The following is a 17,450-nucleotide window of genomic DNA, read 5'->3' as shown; positions in this document are numbered from 1 at the left end:
GCGATCCGCGGCGGACGGGCGCGGCTGTGCCTTCGCCTGGAATTTTTTTCCCGCTGACGCAATCTTCGTGACCTGCGACGTTACACGCATGAATCGTTCCTGTAATCCGGAAAACGACCCTTGACCATAATTCCGTCCGGTCGGTATCTTTTCGTTGCCCGGTGGCGTAGTGACGGACGCCACACGGGCCAGAGGAGAGGAAGACCCAGATGAGTCAAAGCAGCTTCCGCCGCCACGGTTCGCTCCGTGCGTCCGCCATCGGAGTGATCCTGGTGCTGGGCGTCACCGCGTGCTCCGGCCAGGACGGCGACAAGGGAGACGGCGCCTCGAACGGGACGCTGCGGGTCGTGCTGAACTCCCAGCCCGCCACGCTCGACCCCGTGGTGGGGGCGCGCTCGGATCAGTACGTCTGGGGGACGGTCGTCGAGCCGCTGATCAGCACCGGCGAGGACCTGGAGCCCGGCAAGGAGGGGATCATCACCGACTGGTCCAGGGACGGGGACACCACCTGGAACTTCGAGGTCCGCCCCGGCGTGGAGTTCAGCAACGGGGAGAAGGCCGACGCCGCCGCGGTGGCGAACTCGATCCTCCTGAACCGGGACGGCGAGAAGGCGATCCTCAAGTCCTACCTGACCAACGTGAAGTCGGTGAAGGCCGTCGACGAGGACACCGTCGAGGTCCGCACGGCCAAGCCGCAGTACAACATCCCCAACCTGCTGACCAACATCTTCCTGATGCCTCCGAAGTACTACGAGGAGAAGGGCACCGAGGGCTTCACCGCGCACCCGATCGGGACCGGCGCCTTCGTCTGGAAGGAGCAGCAGCCGGGCCGCAGCATCTCCGTCACCCCCAATGACGGGTACTGGGGCCAGAAGACGAGCCTGAAGGGACTGACCTTCACCTGGTCCGCGGACGCCGCCCAGCGCCTGGCCCTGCTGCGCAGCAAAGCGGCCGACGCGGTGTTCGACCTGCCGCCCTCGCAGGCGAAGGAGGCGCGCGACGCCGGCCTCGACGTCCAGACCGTCCAGAGCGCCATGAAGATCGTCGGGTTCCTGCAGTCGGACAAGGCGCCCTTCGACGACCCGCAGCTGCGCGAGGCCGCGGCGCTGGCCGTCGATCGCGACGCGATCGTCAAGAGCATCTTCGGCGGTGAGGCCGCCCCCGACGCCGGCCTGCTGAACGTCAAGCCGGGCACCGAGCCGAGCGCGCAGGTGACCGCCGACCCGGCCAAGGCCAAGAGCCTGGTCACCAAGAAGGTCACCGTCCCGCTGACCTACCCGGCCAAGAAGTACACCTACATCGACGAGGTCGCGCAGGCGGTCGGCGGCCAGCTCGAGGCGGCCGGGTTCACCGTCGAGTACAACCCGGTCGACTACGGGACGTTGGTCAGCGAGGTCGTGAGCCGCAAGATCTCCGGCCTGTACCTCTTCGCGGGCGTGCCGAACGTCGCGGTGCCCGACTACTTCGCGCACGGCTTCATCACGTCGAACTCGATCACCGCGAACTGCGCGGACCCGGCCCTGGACAAGCTCGCCGAAGACGCTCTGGAGAAGGCCGACCTGGCCTCCGCCCAGCCGCTCTATGACGAGCTGAACAAGACCACGGTCGTCGACAAGCACTGCTACCTGCCGCTGTACAAGCAGACGTTCAGCTACGCCACCGACGGCGTCAGCGGGATCCGGTACAGCCCGCTCAACAACGTCCTGTTCGACAAGGCGGAGTTCAAGAAGTGATGAAGGGCGACGGCATCCCCGCCGCGGCCTCGCCCGCGACGGCCGGGGAACGGGCATCAGAACGGATCGTCGAGGTCGACGAGCTGACGGTGGAGTACCGCACCGGAGGCCGCCGCGGTCACCACACCGCGGTGGACCGGGTGTCCCTGCACGTCGACGGCGGCGAGATCGTCGGAGTCGTGGGGGAGTCGGGCTCGGGCAAGACCACGCTGGGGATGGCCGTCGCCGGTCTGGGGCCGCGCACGTCGGGGGAGATCCGGCTGCTCGGCCGCGACCTGCGGACCCTGGGGGCCGCGGACCTGCGGCGCCTGCGCCCGGAGGTGCAGGTGATCTTCCAGGACCCGCACGGCTCGCTCGACCCCCGCCAGTCGGTGCGCTCGGGGCTGCGCGAACTGCGCGGCCTCCAGCCCGAACGCACCGGCTGGATCGACGACGAGGAGCTGCTGAGGCAGGTGCGGCTGTCGCCGGACCTGCTCGGCAGGCTCCCCCACCAGCTCAGCGGCGGCCAGGCGCAGCGCGTGTGCATCGCCCGCGCGCTGCTCATGCGCCCCCGCCTGCTGGTGGCCGACGAGCCGACCTCCGGGCTCGACGTGTCGGTGCAGGCCGAGGTCCTCGGCCTGCTGCTGCGGCTGCGGGAGACGACGGGCGTGGCGGTGCTGTTCGTCAGCCACGACCTGTCCGTCGTCCGCCGCATCTGCGACCGCGTCCACGTCATGCTGCGCGGCCGGGTGGTCGAGGAGGGCCCGGCCGGGCGGGTGCTGGAGGCGCCGGAACACGAGTACACGCGCAAGCTCGTCTCCGCCGTACCCGGGCGGAGGCTGCGGGGCGCGGCGGCACACGAGAAAGCCCCCACGGGGCACGGGAGCCTCACATGATCAGGTTCATCGCCGGCAAGCTCGGCGCGGTGCTGGTCACCCTCTTCCTGGCGCTGAGCGGGGCGTTCCTGCTCGGCCGCCTCTCGGGGGACCCGGTCGCCAACATCCTCGGCCCGTTCGCCACCCCCGACCAGGTGGACGCGCTGCGCGCGACGCTCGGGCTCGACCGGCCGCTGGCGGCGCAGTACGCCGACTACCTGGGCAGCACCCTCGTCGGCGACCTGGGCGAGTCGCTGCAGTTCTACCAGTCGAACCTCGGCATGATCCTCGACCGGATGCCGTACACGCTGCAGCTCCTGGGCGCCGGCATGCTGCTGGCCGTCCTGCTCGGGGTGCCGCTGGGCATCCTGGCGGCGACCCGGGAGGGCGGCCTGTGGGACCGGGCGGCCTCCGCGCTGGCGGTCCTCGGCCAGTCGGTGCCGGTGTTCTGGCTGGGCATGATGCTGGTCGCGGTCTTCGCCGTCCAGCTGGGCCTCCTGCCGGCCGGGCAGGCGGGAGGGCTGAGCAACCTCGTCCTGCCCGCGGTGACCATGGCGATGTACCCGATGGCGCACATCGCCAGGCTCACCCGCTCGACCATGGCCGAGGTGCTCCGCGAGCCCTACATCGCCTCGGTGCGCGCCCGCGGCCTGGCCGGATGGCGGGTGATCTTCGTGCACGCGCTGCGGAACGCCTCGCCTCCCGTCCTCACGGTCGCCGCGCTGCAGACCGGCATGCTGCTGTCCGGGGCGGTGGCCGTGGAGTACGTGTACTCCTGGCCCGGCCTGGGCTCCCTGGCGCTGCAGGCGATCCAGTTCCGCGACTTCCCGCTCGTCCAGGCGATCGTCGTGGTCGGGGCGATCAGCTTCGTGCTGATCAACCTGATCGCCGACCTGCTCTACGCCGTCGTGGACCCACGACTGAGGTAGCGAACAATGACACTCACCACCCCGACCGAGATCCCCGTCAGCAAGTCGCCTCCCAGGCGGCGGCGCGCGGCCGTACGCGGCAGGCGCGGCGTCCTGATGGTCGCGGCTCCGCTGCTCCTGATCGTCCTGGCGGTCCTGCTGCTGCCGGTCACCGGCCTCCTGCCCGACCCCAACAAGCAGGACCTCGCCGCCGCGCTCCAGCCCCCCGTGTTCGCGGGCGGAACCTGGGACCACCCGCTGGGCACCGACAAGCTCGGCCACGACCTGCTCTCCCGCCTGGTGCACGGCGGCCGGCTCACCCTGCTGATCGGGCTGCTGGGGGCGATCGTCGCGATCGTCCCCGGCACGATGATCGGCCTGCTGGCCGGGTACCGGCGCGGCCTGACCGACACCGTGCTGTCCCGGCTCATCGACGCGCAGCTGGCGCTGCCGTTCATCCTCATCGCGCTCTCGGTGATCTCCAGCCGGGGCAGCTCGCTGGGCGTGCTGCTCATGGTGCTCGCCCTGACCGGCTGGGCGCCGTGCGCGCGGGTCGTCCGCTCCTCCGCCATGGCGCTGCGCGAACGCCAGTTCGTGATGGGGCTGCGAGCCGCAGGGGCGTCGGAGTCGCGGATCGTTCTCCGGCACCTGCTGCCCAACCTGGCCGGGACGGTGGTGGCATTGGCCACCCTGCAGGTCGGCACGGCGATCCTGGTCGAGAGCGCGCTCAGCTTCCTCGGCCTGGGCGTGGTGGCTCCGAGCATCAGCTGGGGCGCGATCCTGGCGTCCGGGCAGTCGCTGCTGAGCCAGGCGTGGTGGGTGGCGACCCTGCCCGGGGTGGCCATCACGGTCGTGGTCCTGCTGGTGAACCTGCTGGGAGACGCCCTGCTGAGCCACTACGACCCCAGGAAGGGGGCGCACCGATGACCCATGTGCTGGAGGTCAGGGACCTGCGGGTCGAGGCGGCCACCCAGAGCGCCGACCTGCTGCTCGTCGACGGCGCGGACCTGCGCGTGGCGCGCGGCGAGATCGTCGGCGTCGTCGGCGAGTCGGGCTGCGGCAAGTCGACGCTCGTGCGCACCCTCATCGGCATGCTCGAGAGCAACGTGGAGGTGACCGCCGGGGAGGTCTCCCTGCTCGGCGACACCGTGCTCGCGCCCGGCAGGGACACCACCGCGCGCATCCGCGGCTCCAAGGTCGGCACCGTCTTCCAGGACGCCGCGCGCTCCCTCGACCCGCTCTTCAAGATCCGGTTCCAGCTGCGCGAGGTGCTCGCCCGCCACCTGCCGGACCTGACCGCCGAGCAGGCCGCCGACCGGATGGCCGCGGTGCTGCGGCGGATGGGCATCGACGAGGTCGACCGGGTCCTGGACAGCCACCCCCACCAGCTGTCGGGCGGCCTCCGGCAGCGGGTGGCCATCGCGATCGCGGTGATCACCGACCCGGCGCTGGTCCTGGCCGACGAGTGCACCACCGCCCTGGACGTCACGACCCAGGCGGAGGTGGTGTCCCTCTTCCGCGACCTGGTGCGTGACACCGGCGTCGGGCTGGTGTTCATCACGCACGACCTGCTGCTGGCGTCGGACCTGTGTGACCGGATCGCCGTCATGTACGGCGGCCAGGTGGTCGAGACCGGCCCCACCGCGGAGGTGCTGGAGAACCCCCGCCACCCCTTCACCGCGGGCCTGCTCGCGTCGGTGCCGAGCTGGAGCGCCGAAGGGCCGCTGGTCGGTATCCCGGGCTCGGCCCCGAGGGTCACGACGGAGTTCCGGGGCTGCCGGTTCGCCGATCGGTGCGCCCGGGTCTCCGACCGGTGCCGGGACGACGTGGGGTGGACCGGCGGACGGGAGGACGGAGTCCGCTGCGTCCACCCGCTGGACGGCACGGCCGACCGTGCCCATGACGCCGCCGGGTCCGTTCCGGCGGCGGGGAAAGAAGAGCTGATGGCCGAGGAAGAGAGGCGATGACAGTGGCGACCACAAAGACGATCACCGCGTACGCCGTGTACCTGCCGGCCTTCGCGCTGGCCGTGAACGACTTCGGCGCCGACGTTCGGGACGGTTCCGCACGCGCGCGTTCGGTCGCGTCCCACGACGAGGACGCCGTGACGCTCGGCGTCGAAGCGGGCCGGCGCCTGGATGGAGCGCTCCAAGACGTGCCGGCGCTGCTGCTGGCGACCAGCGAGCCCCCGTACCTGGACAAGTCGTCCGCGACGACGGTGCACGCGGCGCTGGGGCTCCCGGAGAACGCCACGGCCGTGGACCTGCACGGTCTGCGTGCCGGGGCGGGCGCTCTGCGGACGGCGTTCGGAATGGGCGGCCTCGCGGTCCTCGCGGACCAGCGCACCGCACCACCCGGGGCGGCGGGCGAGCTGTCCCAGGGCGACGCCGCCGCCGCGTTCGCCATGTCGGGCGATTCGTCGGCTCCCGTCAGGCTGCGCGCCACGGCGTCGAGCACGGTGGAGCTGCTCGACCGGTGGCGTGCGCCCGGCGCGCCGCACCCCACGGTGTGGGACGAACGGTTCACCGCGAACATCCTCGCCGAGAGCGCGCTCTCGGCGGCGTCCCGCGCGCTCGGCGAGGCGGGGCTGGAACGGGCCGACAGGGTGGTCGTCGCGTGCGCCAATCCGCGTGCCGCCGCGGCGATCCGGGCCGCGCTCGGCTCCGACCGCGCCGACGCCGAACTGGAGGCCGCGATCGGCCACACCGGCGCCGCCCACCTCGGCGTGCTGCTGGCCGACGCGTTCGACCGGTCCCGTCCGGGCGAGACGGTGCTGGCGGTCTGCGCGGCCGACGGCGCGGACGCCTTCGTGTTCGAGACCGGCGAGGGCGTCGAGACGGCGAACCGGGGGCCGAAGGTCCGCGAGCAGCTGGGCGGGCGGACGTACCTCCCCTACGACAGATACCTGAGGATGCGCGGCCTGTTCGTCGTGCAGGGGCCGAACCGGCCCGACCCTGCACCGCCCGCCGCGCCGCCGATGGCCCGCCGCCGCGAGTGGAAGATGGCCCTCGTGGCCGCCCGCTGCGCCGAGTGCGACGCGGTGACGGCGCCTCCGGCACGGGCCTGCGCGGGTTGCGGGCGGCTGGACACCCAGCGGCCCGAATCACTGCGCGACCGGGCCTGCACCGTCGTCAGCGTGACCGAGGACCTCCTCGCGCCCGGCCCCGACGGACCGGCGGTCCAGGCCGTCGTGGACGTCGAGGGCGGCGGGCGCCGGAGCGTCCACGTCGCGGACCCGCCCGCGGGCGGAGTGAAGGCCGGCGACGAGCTGTGGCCGGTGCTCCGCAGGATCTCCTCCACGCAGGGCATCCACAACTACTTCTGGAAGGCACGGCCGATGGGGACGGTGCGGCATGGGTAAGGGCCTGAGCAACCGGGTGGCCATCATCGCGATGGGCTGCACGCCCTTCCGCGAGCACTGGGACAAGTCGGCGGACGACCTGCTGGTGGACGCGGTGACCGAGTGCGTGGCGGGGGCGCCGAAGCTGGCCCTCGACGACGTCGAGGCGTTCTGGGTCGGCACCCAGGGCTCGGGGATGAGCGGGCAGACCCTCTCCAAGCCGCTCGGCCTGCGCGGCAAGCCCGTCACGCGGGTCGAGAACTACTGCGCGACCGGGTCCGAGGCGTTTCGCAACGCCGCCTACGCGGTCGCGTCCGGCGCCTACGACGTGGTGATGGCGACCGGCGTCGAGAAGCTGAAGGACTCCTCCTTCTCCGGCCTCACCGCGACCTGGCCCCCGTCCGACGGGACCGACGTGGAGTGGACGGCGCCCGGCGGCTTCTCCCTGCTGGCCCCGGCCTACCGGGAGCGCTACGGGCTCACCGACCGGGAGATGCGCGACGCGCTCACCCACATCGCCTTCAAGAACCACGCGAACGGGGCGCTGAACCCCAAGGCCCAGTTCCGCCGCGCCATGTCGAAGGAGGCGATCGAGAAGTCGCCGAGGATCGCCGGGATGCTGAGCGTCATGGACTGCTCGGGCGTGGCCGACGGGGCCGCCGCGGCGATCATCGTCCGGGCCGAGGACGCGCACCTCTACACCGACCGCCCGGTGTACCTCAAGGGCATGGGCTTCGTCGCGGGTCCGGGGGACGGACTCTCCACCGACGGTTACGACTTCACGACCTTCCCCGAGGTCGTCCAGGCGACGGCGGAGGCGTACGCGCAGGCCGACGTGACGAACCCGAGGGAGCAGATCGACCTCGCCGAGGTGCACGACTGCTTCACGCCCACCGAGCTGGTGCTGATGGAGGACCTCGGCTTCTCCGAGCGCGGCCGGGGGTGGTCGGACGTCCTGAAGGGCTCCTTCGACCGGGACGGCGACGTCGCGGTGAACCCCGACGGGGGGCTGAAGTCCTTCGGGCACCCGGTCGGTGCGACCGGCCTGCGGATGTTCTACGAGTGCTTCCTCCAGTTGCGCGGCGAGGCGGGGGAACGCCAGGTACCCGGCGCCCGGCTCGCCGTCGCCCAGAATCTCGGCGGCCAGCCCGGCTCCTGCGTCGCCTTCACCGCCGTCGTCGGAAACGAGGCCCCATGAGCGAGATCGACTTCACCGGACGGGTCGCCCTCGTCACCGGAGCGGGCGGCGGCATCGGCCGCGCCCACGCGCTCCTGCTGGCCGAGCGCGGCGCCCGCGTCGTGGTCTGCGATGTCGGGACGACGCCCGAGGGCACGCCCGCGGCCGAGGCCGTCGTCGCCGAGATCGAGGCCGCGGGCGGCTCGGCCGTGCCGTCGACCGCGAGCATCGCCACGGCCGAGGGCGGGAAGGCCGCCGTGGACGCGGCCCTGGGCGCCTACGGACGGCTGGACATCGTCCTGCACAACGCCGGCATCCTGCGCGACCGGTCCTTCGCCAAGATGACGGAGTCCGACGTGGACGACGTCATGGCGGTGCACCTGTCCGGGGCGTTCAACGTGCTGCGCCCGGCCTGGCCGGTCATGCAGTCCCAGAAGTACGGCCGGGTCCTGCTGACCACCTCGGCGTCGGGGCTGTTCGGCACGTTCGGGCAGGCCAACTACGCCGCGGCCAAGGCGGGCCTGATCGGCCTGATGAACGTCCTGGCGGCCGAGGGGGCCCGGCACGGGATCCAGGTCAACGCCCTGTCCCCGACGGCCCGGACGCAGATGACCGAGGGCCTGCTCGGCGAGCTCGCCGAGCACTTCGACCCCCGGCACATCGCCCCGGTCGCCGCCTACCTCGTCAGCGAGCGGTGCGCGCTGACCCACCACATCCTGTCGGCCGGGGGAGGACGCGTCGCGCGGATCTTCGTCGGCACGACCCCCGGCCACTACCTCGGCCGGGAGCCCGCCACGCCCGAGGCGGTCGAGGCCGCGCTGGACGAGGTGCTCTCGCTGGACTCCTACGTGGTCCCCGACGACGGGCGCGGCGAGGTGGAGCTGATCAGCCGGGCGCTGCTGGGCGAGGTCAACGGACGATGAGCATCGATCTTCGAAGGGTGATTCCATGCCGGTGAGCGAAGTCCACCACGTGGCGGTGTCGGTGTCGGACCTGGAGCGGTCCGCCTCCTTCTACGAGAAGGGACTGGGCTACCGCAGAACGCTGCGCGCGGAGGTCGGCGGGCCGGAGATGACGGCGTCGCTGCGGCTCCCCGAGGGCACGCGCGGCAGGGTCCAGTACCTCCAGGGCCCCTCGCAGCTCGGCCAGCTCGAACTCATCGAATGGGAGGGCGAGACCCTGCCGCAGCCGCCGGTCGACCACCGGCGGGCGGGCACGTTCCTGCTGAGCTTCCAGGTCCCGGCCGACGAGCTGGAGGAACTGCACGACAGGCTCGCGGAACTGGGCGCCGAGTGCATCTCGCGCCCTAACCGGGTGCTCTTGCAGAACTACGGCTACATCCGGGCCTTCGCCGCCTACGACCCCGACGGCAACCTGCTGGAGTTCGTGTCGCTGCCGACTCCCGAGGAGATCAGGGAGTTCCGGGCCAAGGGAGGTGAGGACGCCCGATGACGGGTATCAGCGGTGTCCTGCGCCGTCAGTCGGTGCGCCGCGCCGGAAGCGTCGCGCTCGTCGACGGCGGGGAGAGGTGGACCTACGCCGAGCTCGACCGGGCCGTCGACCGGTACGCGGCGGCGCTGCGGCTGGCCGGGACCGCCGAAGGCGACATCGTCGCGATCCTGGCCAGGAACCACGCGGCGTACGTGATCGAGCTGATCGCGGTCAACCGCGTCGGGGCGGTCTCCCTACCCCTCAACTGGCGGCTGCACGCCGAGGAGATCCGGTACGTGTGCGAGCACGCCGGGGTGTCCCTGGTCCTGGCCGACCGGGAGTTCCGGGAGAAGGCGGACGGGTGCGGCACCCTTCCCGGACTCGTCCACGGCCCCGCCGAGCCGTCCGAAGACCCTCTCCCCGAAGGCTGGCGGGCCCTCGACGACCTGCTGCGCGAGGCCGAGACGGCCGAACCCCGGCCCGACGCCGAGTGCCCGGACGACGGCCTCCAGCGGATCCTCTACACCTCCGGCACGACGTCCCGCCCGAAGGGCGTCATGCACACGAACGGCAACGTCGACGCCAACCAGGTCGGGCAGATCCTGGAGCTGGAGCTGACGTCGGCGGACCGGACGATGGTGTCCGCGCCCCTGTTCCACGTCAGCGGGCTGGAGGCCCCCGGCCTGGCCACCCTCCGGGCCGGGGGCACGATGGTGATCACCCCCGGTTACGGGGGCGCGGACATCGTCCGGCTGGCGGCCGAGGAGGGGGTCACCGGGCTGGTGCTGGCCGCGCAGATCATCCACGACATCCTGAAGATGCCCGACCTGGCCTCCCACGATCTGAGCGCGCTGCGGTTCATCGTCTTCGCCGGAGTGCCGGAGGGGGTGCGCCGGGCGGTGCACGAGGCGCTCCCGCACGTCCGGCTGATCGACACCTTCGGCATGACCGAGCTGTGCAACGGCGCCTGCTACATGGACGCCGCCCATACCTGGACGAAGCTCGGCTCGCAGGGCACGCCGCTGCCTTACGTCGAACTGCGCATCGCCGGCCCCGACGGCAGCCCGGCGGCTCCGGGGACGGTCGGCGAGATCCTGGTGCGCGGCCGCAAGGTCTCCCCGGGCTACTGGCGCGACCCCGAGGCCACCGCCGGGGCCTGGCGGGACGGCTGGTTCCACACCGGCGACCTCGCCTCGACGGACGAGGACGGCTTCCTCTGGTTCGTAGACCGGCGCGGCAACATGATCAGGTCCGGTGGGGAGAACGTGGCGAGCGCGGAGATCGAGCGGGTGCTCGCCGCCCACCCCGCCGTCGCCGAGGTGGCCGTCATCGGCGTCCCCGACCCGCGCTGGGACGAGGTGCCCAAGGCGTTCGTGCTGCCGAGGGCGGGCGCGTCGGTGGACGCGGGCGAGTTGCGCGCGCACTGCGAGCGCAACCTCGCCCGCTTCAAGATCCCCAAGTACTTCGAGCTGGTCGCCGAGCTGCCCCGAAACGACTCGGGCAAGGTGCTCAAGCGCCTGCTCGCCTCGGACGGGCCCGCGCCGGGAAAGGCGGCTGAGGGATGACGGCCAACCTGAGCCGGATCCTCGACTGGGCGCGGTACCGGTTCGCCGACCGCGACGCCCTGATCTTCGAGGACCGCCGCTGGACCTACACCGAGCTGGACCGCGACGTGAACGCGCTGGCGGCGGGCCTGCTCGCAGCCGGCGTCGGCCGGGGCGACCGGGTGGCGGTGCTGGCCATGAACCTGCCCGAGTACCTGATCCTGGGCCTGGCCCTGGCCAAGACCGGCGCGGTCATGGTGCCGCTGAACCACCGTCTCCACGAGGAGGAGCTGCACGACGTCCTGGACCGTTCGGGCGCGGTCGGGCTGGCGAGCGAGACGGAGTTCGCCGAGACGGCCGGCTCGCTGGCCGGCCGGCTTCCCGCGTTGCGGGTCCTGCTGGGCCTGGACCGGATGGGGGAGGGGTGGACGGCGGTCGCGGACCTGGTCGAGGCGCACCGGGGTGAGCGGGTGCCCGACGCGGACGTCGGCCCCGACGACCTCCAGCGGATCCTGTTCACCTCGGGCACGACCAGCAGGCCCAAGGGCGTGCGGCTGACCCACGGCAACGTGAACGCCAACATGAACGCGCAGGTCGTGGAGCTGGCGCTCACCCATCGGGACAGGGTCCTGAACTTCGCGCCGCTCTACCATGTGGGCGGCCTGGACATCCCCGGCTACGCCACCTGGTACGTCGGCGCGACGATGGTGCTGATGCGACGCTTCGACGCGCCGTCGATCCTGAGGACGATCGAGGCGGAGCGGATCACCGGCATGGTGATGGTGGCGACCATGCTCCAGATGATCCGCAGGCTCGGCCCGGAGGCCGTCCGGGACACCGGCTCGGTCCGCTGGATGATCTTCAGTCAGGTCACCCCCGCGCTCTTCCGCGACACCCTCGCCGCGTTCCCGAACGCCGCGCTGGTCGAGGGCTATGGCATGACCGAGACCTGCAACGGCGTGACGTACCTGGACATGGCCCACATGCTGAGCAAGCAGGGCTCGGTCGGACGCCCCGTGCACGGCGTGGACGTGCGGGTGGTGGACGAGGACGGCGCGGAGGTCCCGCCGGGCGCGACCGGCGAGATCGTCGTCCGGGGCGCCAAGGTGTGCGACGGCTACCTCGACGATCCCGAGGCGAACGCGCGGGCCTTCCGCGACGGCTGGTTCCACACCGGCGACGTGGGCCGGTTCGACGAGGACGGCTACCTCTACGTGGTGGACCGCCTGAAGGACATGATCCGCAGCGGCGGTGAGAACGTCGCGGGCCCGGAGATCGAGGCGGTGCTCTGCGACCATCCCGGCGTCCACGCGGCGGCGGTGGTCGGCATCGCGCACCCGACCTGGGTGGAGGTCCCGGCCGCGGTCCTGGTGGCCGAGCCGGGCCTGGACGTCGAGGGCCTGCTGGAGTTCTGCCGCTCCCGCCTGGGGCGCTTCAAGGTGCCCAAGGCGCTGTACCTGGTGGAGGAGCTGCCGAGCAACCCGTCGGGGAAGATCCTCAAGCGAGAGCTGCGGCACCTCCTTCCTCAGCTGGAGGCCTCGTGGGCGGAGCCGGGGACCGAGCCTCCCCGCTGAAGGGCGCGCAGATGGCCCAGCGTCTGGACGACCGCGAAGCGCTTCGCGGTCGTCCTCATGTCCGCCCAGGGGCGGGGCCAGGTCAGCAGCGCGGCGACCTCCCAGGCCGTGCCGGCGCTCCGGGCGGCCCGTTCCACCTCCGCCAGGCGTTCGCCGCGGGCGGCCTCGGCCTCGCGGGTGCGCCGCGCGTGGTCCTCGATCGGGTACTGGTGGCCGGGAAGCACCAGGTCCACGGCGAGGTCCCCGATCCGGCGCAGGGAGGCGGACAGGTCACGGAAGGGGTCGTCCTCCTCCAAGGAGACCGGGGCGAGCTGGGTATCTCCCGAAGGCATCACCAGGTCGCCGGTGAACAGCAGCCGGCGTCCGCGGTCGAGCAGGGAGACGTGGCCGTAGGTGTGCCCCGGGGTGTGGAGCACCTCCAGCCCGGCGCCTCCTGGCAGCTCGCCTTCGGTCACCAGCAGGTCGGGGACGAGTGACTCGTCGTGCCGGGCCACCCGCCGGGCCGAGCGCATCATCGCCTCTGTTTCGGCCTCGGGCACTCCGGCGATGCGCAGGGAGCGCTCCAGCTGGTCGAGGAACCCGCCGCGGACCGACCGCTGGGCGGCGAAGCAGTCCAGGGGGTGGACCGCGATCGCGGTGCCGCCCTCCCGGCGCAGCCGGTCCGCGAGGCCGATGTGGTCGGGGTGGTTGTGGGTCAGGACGGCCGTGCGCACCTCCGACGGCGCCGCCCCCGCGGCCTCCAGGCCCGCCAGGAGCGCCCGCCAGGCCGGACCGTCGTCGTACCCGGCGTCGATGAGGACGAGGCCCTCGGCCGTCTCGACGAGGTACATCGTCATGGAGACCAGGGGACTGCCGGTCAGCGGGACGGGGATGCTCCACACACCGTCGGTGACCTGGCGGGGAGCGGGGACGGCGCCGCGCCGGAAGGCGGCGCGCTGTTCGGCGACGAGCGGTATGGACATGTCCATGGGACCTCACTTATTCTGGGTCGACCAAAAGATACCGAACGGTCGGCATTAAGTCAGCACGGAGGAGATGACGGGTGAGCGAGGAGCGCATCGGGTTCCGCTGGTGGGCCGAGGCCGAACCGGACCGTCAGGCGATCGTGGACGGCTCGGGCCGCACGCTGACCTACGGCGAACTCGGCGCCGAGGTGAACCGCCTGAGCCACGGCCTGCGGGAGGTCGCGGGCCTGCGCCGGGGCGACACCGTCGCCTGCGTCATGAACAACTCCACCCGGATGATGGCGCTCTACCTCGCGGCGATGCAGAGCGGCCTCTACCTCGTCAACGTCAACTACCACCTGACGGCCGAGGAGATCGGCTACATCGTCGGCGACTGCGGGGCCTCGGCGGTCGTGTGCTCCCAGCGGGCCGCCGACGAGGCCGCCGCCGCGGTCGGCGGGCGCGTCGCGCTCTTCGTGGACGGCGAGCACCCCTCCGCCCGCCCCTGGGAGGACCTGACCGAAGGCCGTTCCGCGGAACTGCCCGCCGAACGCCCGGCCGGCTCCCTCATGCTCTACACCTCCGGGACCACGGGCCGCCCCAAGGGCGTCAAGCGCCCCCTTCCGGAGGCGGACGCCGACGCAGGCGCCCGCACGTACAAGTGGCTGTTCGACGAGTACGGCATGGACGAGGCGTGCAAGGCGTGGCTGGTGTCCGCCCCCCTGTACCACTCGGCCAACCTCACCCCGGCCGCGGGAACGCTGCACCTCGGCGGCCTGCTGGTGATCATGGAGGGCTGGACCCCCGAGCTGTTCCTGGCGACGGTCGAGCGGTACGGCGTGACCGGCACCCACATGGTCCCCACCCAGTTCCACCGGCTGCTCCAGCTCCCCGAAGAGGTGCGGAAGGCGGCCGCCACCGGCACCCTGCGCTACGTCCTCCACGGCGCCGCGCCCTGCCCCCGGCAGGTCAAGGAGCGGATGTTCGAGTGGCTGGGCCCGGTCCTGTACGAGTACTACGGCTCCACCGAGGTCGGCACCACGATCGCCCGCCCCCACGAGTGGCTGGCGCACCCGGGGACGGTGGGGAGGCCCGCCTCCATCTCCGCCCTGAAGATCCTGGACCCGGAGGGCCGGGAGGTCCCGCCGGGGACGGAGGGCACCGTCTACATGCGGCAGGGCAGCGACGTCATGGAGTACCACAACGACCCGGAGAAGACGAAGAACTCCAGCAGGGACGGGTTCCTGACCGTGGGCGACCTCGGGTACGTCGACGAGGACGGCTTCCTCTACCTCACGGGCCGGTCGAGCGACCTCATCATCGTCGGGGGGGTGAACGTCTACCCGGCGGAGATCGAGGCGGCGCTGTTCAGCCATCCGCAGGTCGCCGACGCCGGGGTGGTCGGCGTCCCCGACGAGGACCTCGGCGAGGTCCCGGTGGCCTTCGTCGAGACGCGTCCCGGCATCCTGGAGGGGGCTGAGCTGCGCGAATCCATCGCCGCGCACTGCGCCGAGAGGCTGGCGAAGGTCAAGCGCCCCGCGCGGCTGCACCTCATGGAAGGGCTGCCGCGCGACCCCAACGGCAAGCTCTACAAGGCCCGGCTGTCGGAGGCGCGGGTCCGGTCGGCCGTCTCGGCCGACTGAACGGCGCACCGCATCCGGCGAAGCGAAGAGAGTGAGACAGTGGATTTTCATGACAGCCCCGAGAACGCCGAGTTCCGCGGGCAGGTGGGGGCCTGGCTCGACGGCGCCCTGGCCGACGTCCCGTCGCAGGACGGGCTGCCGCAGGAGGAGCGCGAGCACTGGTCCCGGCTCTGGCAGCAGCGGCTGTCCGACGGCGGCTGGACCGGCCTGTCCTGGCCGGTGGAGTTCGGCGGGAGGGGCCTGGACCCCCTCTCCCAGGCGATCTTCAACGAGGAGGCCGAGCGCCGGGGCGCGCCGTACGCGCTGAACGGCGTCGGCTCGATGCTGGCCGGCCCCACGATCCTCGCGCACGGCACCGACGAGCAGAAGGCCCGGTTCCTGCCCGCGATCCTGGAGAGCCGCGACTACTGGTGCCAGGGGTTCAGCGAACCCGGCTCGGGCTCGGACCTGGCCAGCCTGCGGACCGCGGCGCGCAAGGTCGACGGCGGCTGGCTGATCAGCGGCGAGAAGGTGTGGACGTCCAACGCCCACAACGCCACCCGCTGCATGCTGCTGGCCCGCACGGACCCCGCGTCCAAGCACGAGGGCATCACCTACTTCCTCGCCGACATGCGCGACGTCAAGGTGCAGCCGCTGGTGATGCTGAACGGCGACACCGAGTTCAACCAGATGTTCCTGGACGACGTGTTCGTCGCCGACGAGGACGTCCTGGGCCCGGTCGGCGGCGGCTGGAAGGTCACGCTGACCACCCTGGCCTACGAGCGGGCGAGCATGGCGCTGAACCTGTGGGTGTGGGCGCGCCAGGCGGTCGACCGGCTGGTCGTCGTGGCCGCGGCGCGCGGCCTGTCGCAGGACCCGGCGGTCGCCGAGGCGGTGGGCTCGCTGGAGGCCGACGCCGAGGCGGTGCGCATCGGCTCGCTGCGGATGATGTCGGAGATGCAGGCCGGAAAGGCGCCGGGTCCGGAGACCTCGGTGATGAAGCTGCTGTGGGCGGGCGTCGTGCAGGCCACGAACCGGCTCGCGGTGCGGCTGCAGGGCTCGGAGGGCGTGCTCGTGGACGACCCGGCCGCGGCGTTCCGGCTCCACCACTACCTGCGGGCCCGGGCGCACACCATCGAGGGCGGCACCGACGAGGTGCAGAAGTCCATCCTCGCCGAGCGCGTGCTCGGCCTTCCCCGTTCGCGTTGAGACCAGTCAGGAGCCCGGATGTCCGCGATCTTCACCTCTGAGCAGCTCGAGATCGAGCAGACCCTGCTCGCGCTCGGCGAGCGGGGCCCCGCCCTGGCCCGCGCCGGTCACGAGCAGGGCTGGCAGGCGCCGCCGTTCGAGCAGCGGCTGCTGGAGGACTACGGAATCGTCGGAGTCCCCGAATCGGCCGGCGGCGTGGGGTCGGGCCTGGTGGACCTGGCGGTGGCGGTCGAGGCGCTCGGCCGACGGCTGGTCCCCACCCGGTACGTGGCACAGGCGGCGGCGGTGCAGCTCGCCGCGGCGGCGGGCCTGGACGTCGCGGATGCGGCGGCCGGGCGGGTCCGCTGGTCGCCCGCGGTCGACGAGCCCGACCGGGACGGGTACGACGACCCGTCCACCACCCTGTCCGGCGGCCGGGTACGGGGGGAGAAGACCCTGGTGGCCTTCCCCGAGGGCGCGGACGCGCTGGTGGTGTCCCTGGCCGGGAGCACGGCCCTGGTCTCGGCCGAGGGAGTGGGGAACCGGCGGTCGCTCGACCCGAGCAGGCCCTACGGCTCGGTGTCGCTCGACGCCGAACCGCTCGCGGCGGGCCCCGCCGGGGACGGCCTCCTGAGGGGCGCGGTGCTCGTCGCCGCCGACCTGTGCGGAGTGGCCCGCGGGGCGATCGAGCTCGGCGCGTCCTATGCCGGGGAACGGCGGCAGTTCGGGCAGCCGATCGGCGCCTTCCAGGGCGTGGCGTTCCAGCTCGTCGAGGCGTTCGTCGGGCTCAAGGCGGCCTGGGACCTGACCCTGTACGCCGCCTGGGCGGTGAACGAGGGCGAGCCGGACGCCGCCGCGCACGTCCACGCGGCGAAGGCCAGGGCGGGCGAGGCCGCCGTGTTCGCCGCCGAGCGGACCATCCAGGTGCACGGCGGCATGGGCATCACCGCCGAGGCCGACCCGCAGCTCTACCTGCGCCGGGCCCTGGCCACCGAGCCCTGGTTCGGGGCGTCGGCCTGGCACCGCCGCAGGCTGGGCCTGATCAGGCTGGCGGGCGCGGCGGCCTGAGGGCCGCCGGTCCGCCGAAAGAACCGCTGCCTGTCCGGCTCTTGTGGCCGGACCGGCGTGCCATTAA

General features: G+C 72.4%; 15 protein-coding genes. 14 read left to right on the top strand and 1 reads right to left on the bottom strand.

The window, feature by feature from the left end; translation table 11 throughout:
- Positions 1 to 209: 209 nt before the first annotated feature.
- From ABD327_RS26770 to ABD327_RS26720, 11 genes are read left to right on the top strand one after another with little or no spacing between them, the layout of a single operon-like run.
- On the top strand, positions 210 to 1,733 hold the full coding sequence (locus ABD327_RS26770) for an ABC transporter substrate-binding protein (RefSeq protein WP_344454022.1): 1,524 nt from the start codon (positions 210 to 212) through the stop codon (positions 1,731 to 1,733).
- The gene (locus ABD327_RS26765; RefSeq protein ID WP_344454208.1) at positions 1,733 to 2,608 is read left to right on the top strand and encodes an ABC transporter ATP-binding protein; all 876 of its coding nucleotides are present in this window, start codon (positions 1,733 to 1,735) and stop codon (positions 2,606 to 2,608) included. Before ABD327_RS26770 ends, ABD327_RS26765 begins: the two co-directional genes overlap by 1 nt.
- Entirely contained in the window at positions 2,605 to 3,516 is a 912-nt protein-coding gene (locus ABD327_RS26760) for an ABC transporter permease (protein WP_344454020.1), read from the top strand. Before ABD327_RS26765 ends, ABD327_RS26760 begins: the two co-directional genes overlap by 4 nt.
- A 6-nt stretch (positions 3,517 to 3,522) precedes the next feature.
- Positions 3,523 to 4,422: an ABC transporter permease gene (locus ABD327_RS26755; RefSeq protein WP_344454018.1), complete on the top strand. Its 900-nt coding sequence runs from the start codon at positions 3,523 to 3,525 to the stop codon at positions 4,420 to 4,422.
- On the top strand, positions 4,419 to 5,462 hold the full coding sequence (locus ABD327_RS26750) for an ABC transporter ATP-binding protein (RefSeq protein ID WP_344454016.1): 1,044 nt from the start codon (positions 4,419 to 4,421) through the stop codon (positions 5,460 to 5,462). The genes ABD327_RS26755 and ABD327_RS26750 overlap by 4 nt, the downstream gene beginning before the upstream one ends.
- Complete coding sequence (locus ABD327_RS26745; protein WP_344454014.1) at positions 5,459 to 6,856, top strand: hydroxymethylglutaryl-CoA synthase; 1,398 nt, start codon at positions 5,459 to 5,461, stop codon at positions 6,854 to 6,856. The genes ABD327_RS26750 and ABD327_RS26745 overlap by 4 nt, the downstream gene beginning before the upstream one ends.
- On the top strand, positions 6,849 to 8,033 hold the full coding sequence (locus ABD327_RS26740; RefSeq protein WP_344454012.1) for an acetyl-CoA acetyltransferase: 1,185 nt from the start codon (positions 6,849 to 6,851) through the stop codon (positions 8,031 to 8,033). Before ABD327_RS26745 ends, ABD327_RS26740 begins: the two co-directional genes overlap by 8 nt.
- On the top strand, positions 8,030 to 8,935 hold the full coding sequence (locus ABD327_RS26735; RefSeq protein WP_344454010.1) for an SDR family NAD(P)-dependent oxidoreductase: 906 nt from the start codon (positions 8,030 to 8,032) through the stop codon (positions 8,933 to 8,935). The genes ABD327_RS26740 and ABD327_RS26735 overlap by 4 nt, the downstream gene beginning before the upstream one ends.
- A 25-nt stretch (positions 8,936 to 8,960) precedes the next feature.
- Complete coding sequence (locus tag ABD327_RS26730) at positions 8,961 to 9,464, top strand: VOC family protein (RefSeq protein ID WP_344454007.1); 504 nt, start codon at positions 8,961 to 8,963, stop codon at positions 9,462 to 9,464.
- Positions 9,461 to 11,008 carry a class I adenylate-forming enzyme family protein gene (locus tag ABD327_RS26725; RefSeq protein ID WP_344454005.1) on the top strand — a complete coding sequence of 516 codons (1,548 nt, stop codon included), beginning with the start codon at positions 9,461 to 9,463 and terminating at the stop codon, positions 11,006 to 11,008. The genes ABD327_RS26730 and ABD327_RS26725 overlap by 4 nt, the downstream gene beginning before the upstream one ends.
- On the top strand, positions 11,005 to 12,561 hold the full coding sequence (locus ABD327_RS26720) for a class I adenylate-forming enzyme family protein (protein WP_344454003.1): 1,557 nt from the start codon (positions 11,005 to 11,007) through the stop codon (positions 12,559 to 12,561). Before ABD327_RS26725 ends, ABD327_RS26720 begins: the two co-directional genes overlap by 4 nt.
- Here ABD327_RS26720 and ABD327_RS26715 read toward each other — a convergent pair.
- Complete coding sequence (locus ABD327_RS26715) at positions 12,513 to 13,529, bottom strand: MBL fold metallo-hydrolase (protein ID WP_344454000.1); 1,017 nt, start codon at positions 13,527 to 13,529, stop codon at positions 12,513 to 12,515. The two genes, ABD327_RS26720 and ABD327_RS26715, sit on opposite strands and share 49 nt — an antisense overlap.
- A gap of 74 nt (positions 13,530 to 13,603) precedes the next feature.
- Here ABD327_RS26715 and ABD327_RS26710 point away from each other — a divergent pair, with 74 nt between their 5' ends.
- The 3 genes from ABD327_RS26710 to ABD327_RS26700 are packed head-to-tail and all read left to right on the top strand — an operon-like array spanning position 13,604 to position 17,383.
- Positions 13,604 to 15,148 carry an AMP-binding protein gene (locus tag ABD327_RS26710; RefSeq protein ID WP_344453998.1) on the top strand — a complete coding sequence of 515 codons (1,545 nt, stop codon included), beginning with the start codon at positions 13,604 to 13,606 and terminating at the stop codon, positions 15,146 to 15,148.
- Between the two features lie 39 nt (positions 15,149 to 15,187).
- Positions 15,188 to 16,336 (top strand): acyl-CoA dehydrogenase family protein, encoded by a 1,149-nt coding sequence (locus tag ABD327_RS26705; protein WP_344453996.1) that lies wholly within the window; start codon positions 15,188 to 15,190, stop codon positions 16,334 to 16,336.
- A gap of 18 nt (positions 16,337 to 16,354) precedes the next feature.
- On the top strand, positions 16,355 to 17,383 hold the full coding sequence (locus ABD327_RS26700) for an acyl-CoA dehydrogenase family protein (protein WP_344453994.1): 1,029 nt from the start codon (positions 16,355 to 16,357) through the stop codon (positions 17,381 to 17,383).
- Positions 17,384 to 17,450 lie beyond the last annotated feature (67 nt).

This window comes from Actinocorallia aurantiaca (assembly GCF_039533685.1).
In the GTDB taxonomy this organism is placed as follows: Bacteria; Actinomycetota; Actinomycetes; order Streptosporangiales; family Streptosporangiaceae; genus Actinocorallia; species Actinocorallia aurantiaca.
The sequence above is the reverse complement of the archived record's forward strand: the minus strand, read 5'-3'. Positions and strand labels throughout refer to the sequence as shown.

What these genes read in the sequence shown, in the direction of transcription:
- ABD327_RS26745 (WP_344454014.1), top strand. Translation starts at nt 5,459, where the DNA reads ATGACAGTGGCGACCACAAAGACGATCACCGCGTACGCCGTGTACCTG.
- ABD327_RS26730 (WP_344454007.1), top strand. Translation starts at nt 8,961, where the DNA reads ATGCCGGTGAGCGAAGTCCACCACGTGGCGGTGTCGGTGTCGGACCTG.
- ABD327_RS26760 (WP_344454020.1), top strand. Translation starts at nt 2,605, where the DNA reads ATGATCAGGTTCATCGCCGGCAAGCTCGGCGCGGTGCTGGTCACCCTC.
- ABD327_RS26720 (WP_344454003.1), top strand. Translation starts at nt 11,005, where the DNA reads ATGACGGCCAACCTGAGCCGGATCCTCGACTGGGCGCGGTACCGGTTC.
- ABD327_RS26715 (WP_344454000.1), bottom strand. Translation starts at nt 13,529, where the DNA reads ATGGACATGTCCATACCGCTCGTCGCCGAACAGCGCGCCGCCTTCCGG.
- ABD327_RS26700 (WP_344453994.1), top strand. Translation starts at nt 16,355, where the DNA reads ATGTCCGCGATCTTCACCTCTGAGCAGCTCGAGATCGAGCAGACCCTG.
- ABD327_RS26765 (WP_344454208.1), top strand. Translation starts at nt 1,733, where the DNA reads ATGAAGGGCGACGGCATCCCCGCCGCGGCCTCGCCCGCGACGGCCGGG.
- ABD327_RS26770 (WP_344454022.1), top strand. Translation starts at nt 210, where the DNA reads ATGAGTCAAAGCAGCTTCCGCCGCCACGGTTCGCTCCGTGCGTCCGCC.
- ABD327_RS26740 (WP_344454012.1), top strand. Translation starts at nt 6,849, where the DNA reads ATGGGTAAGGGCCTGAGCAACCGGGTGGCCATCATCGCGATGGGCTGC.
- ABD327_RS26725 (WP_344454005.1), top strand. Translation starts at nt 9,461, where the DNA reads ATGACGGGTATCAGCGGTGTCCTGCGCCGTCAGTCGGTGCGCCGCGCC.
- ABD327_RS26735 (WP_344454010.1), top strand. Translation starts at nt 8,030, where the DNA reads ATGAGCGAGATCGACTTCACCGGACGGGTCGCCCTCGTCACCGGAGCG.
- ABD327_RS26750 (WP_344454016.1), top strand. Translation starts at nt 4,419, where the DNA reads ATGACCCATGTGCTGGAGGTCAGGGACCTGCGGGTCGAGGCGGCCACC.
- ABD327_RS26755 (WP_344454018.1), top strand. Translation starts at nt 3,523, where the DNA reads ATGACACTCACCACCCCGACCGAGATCCCCGTCAGCAAGTCGCCTCCC.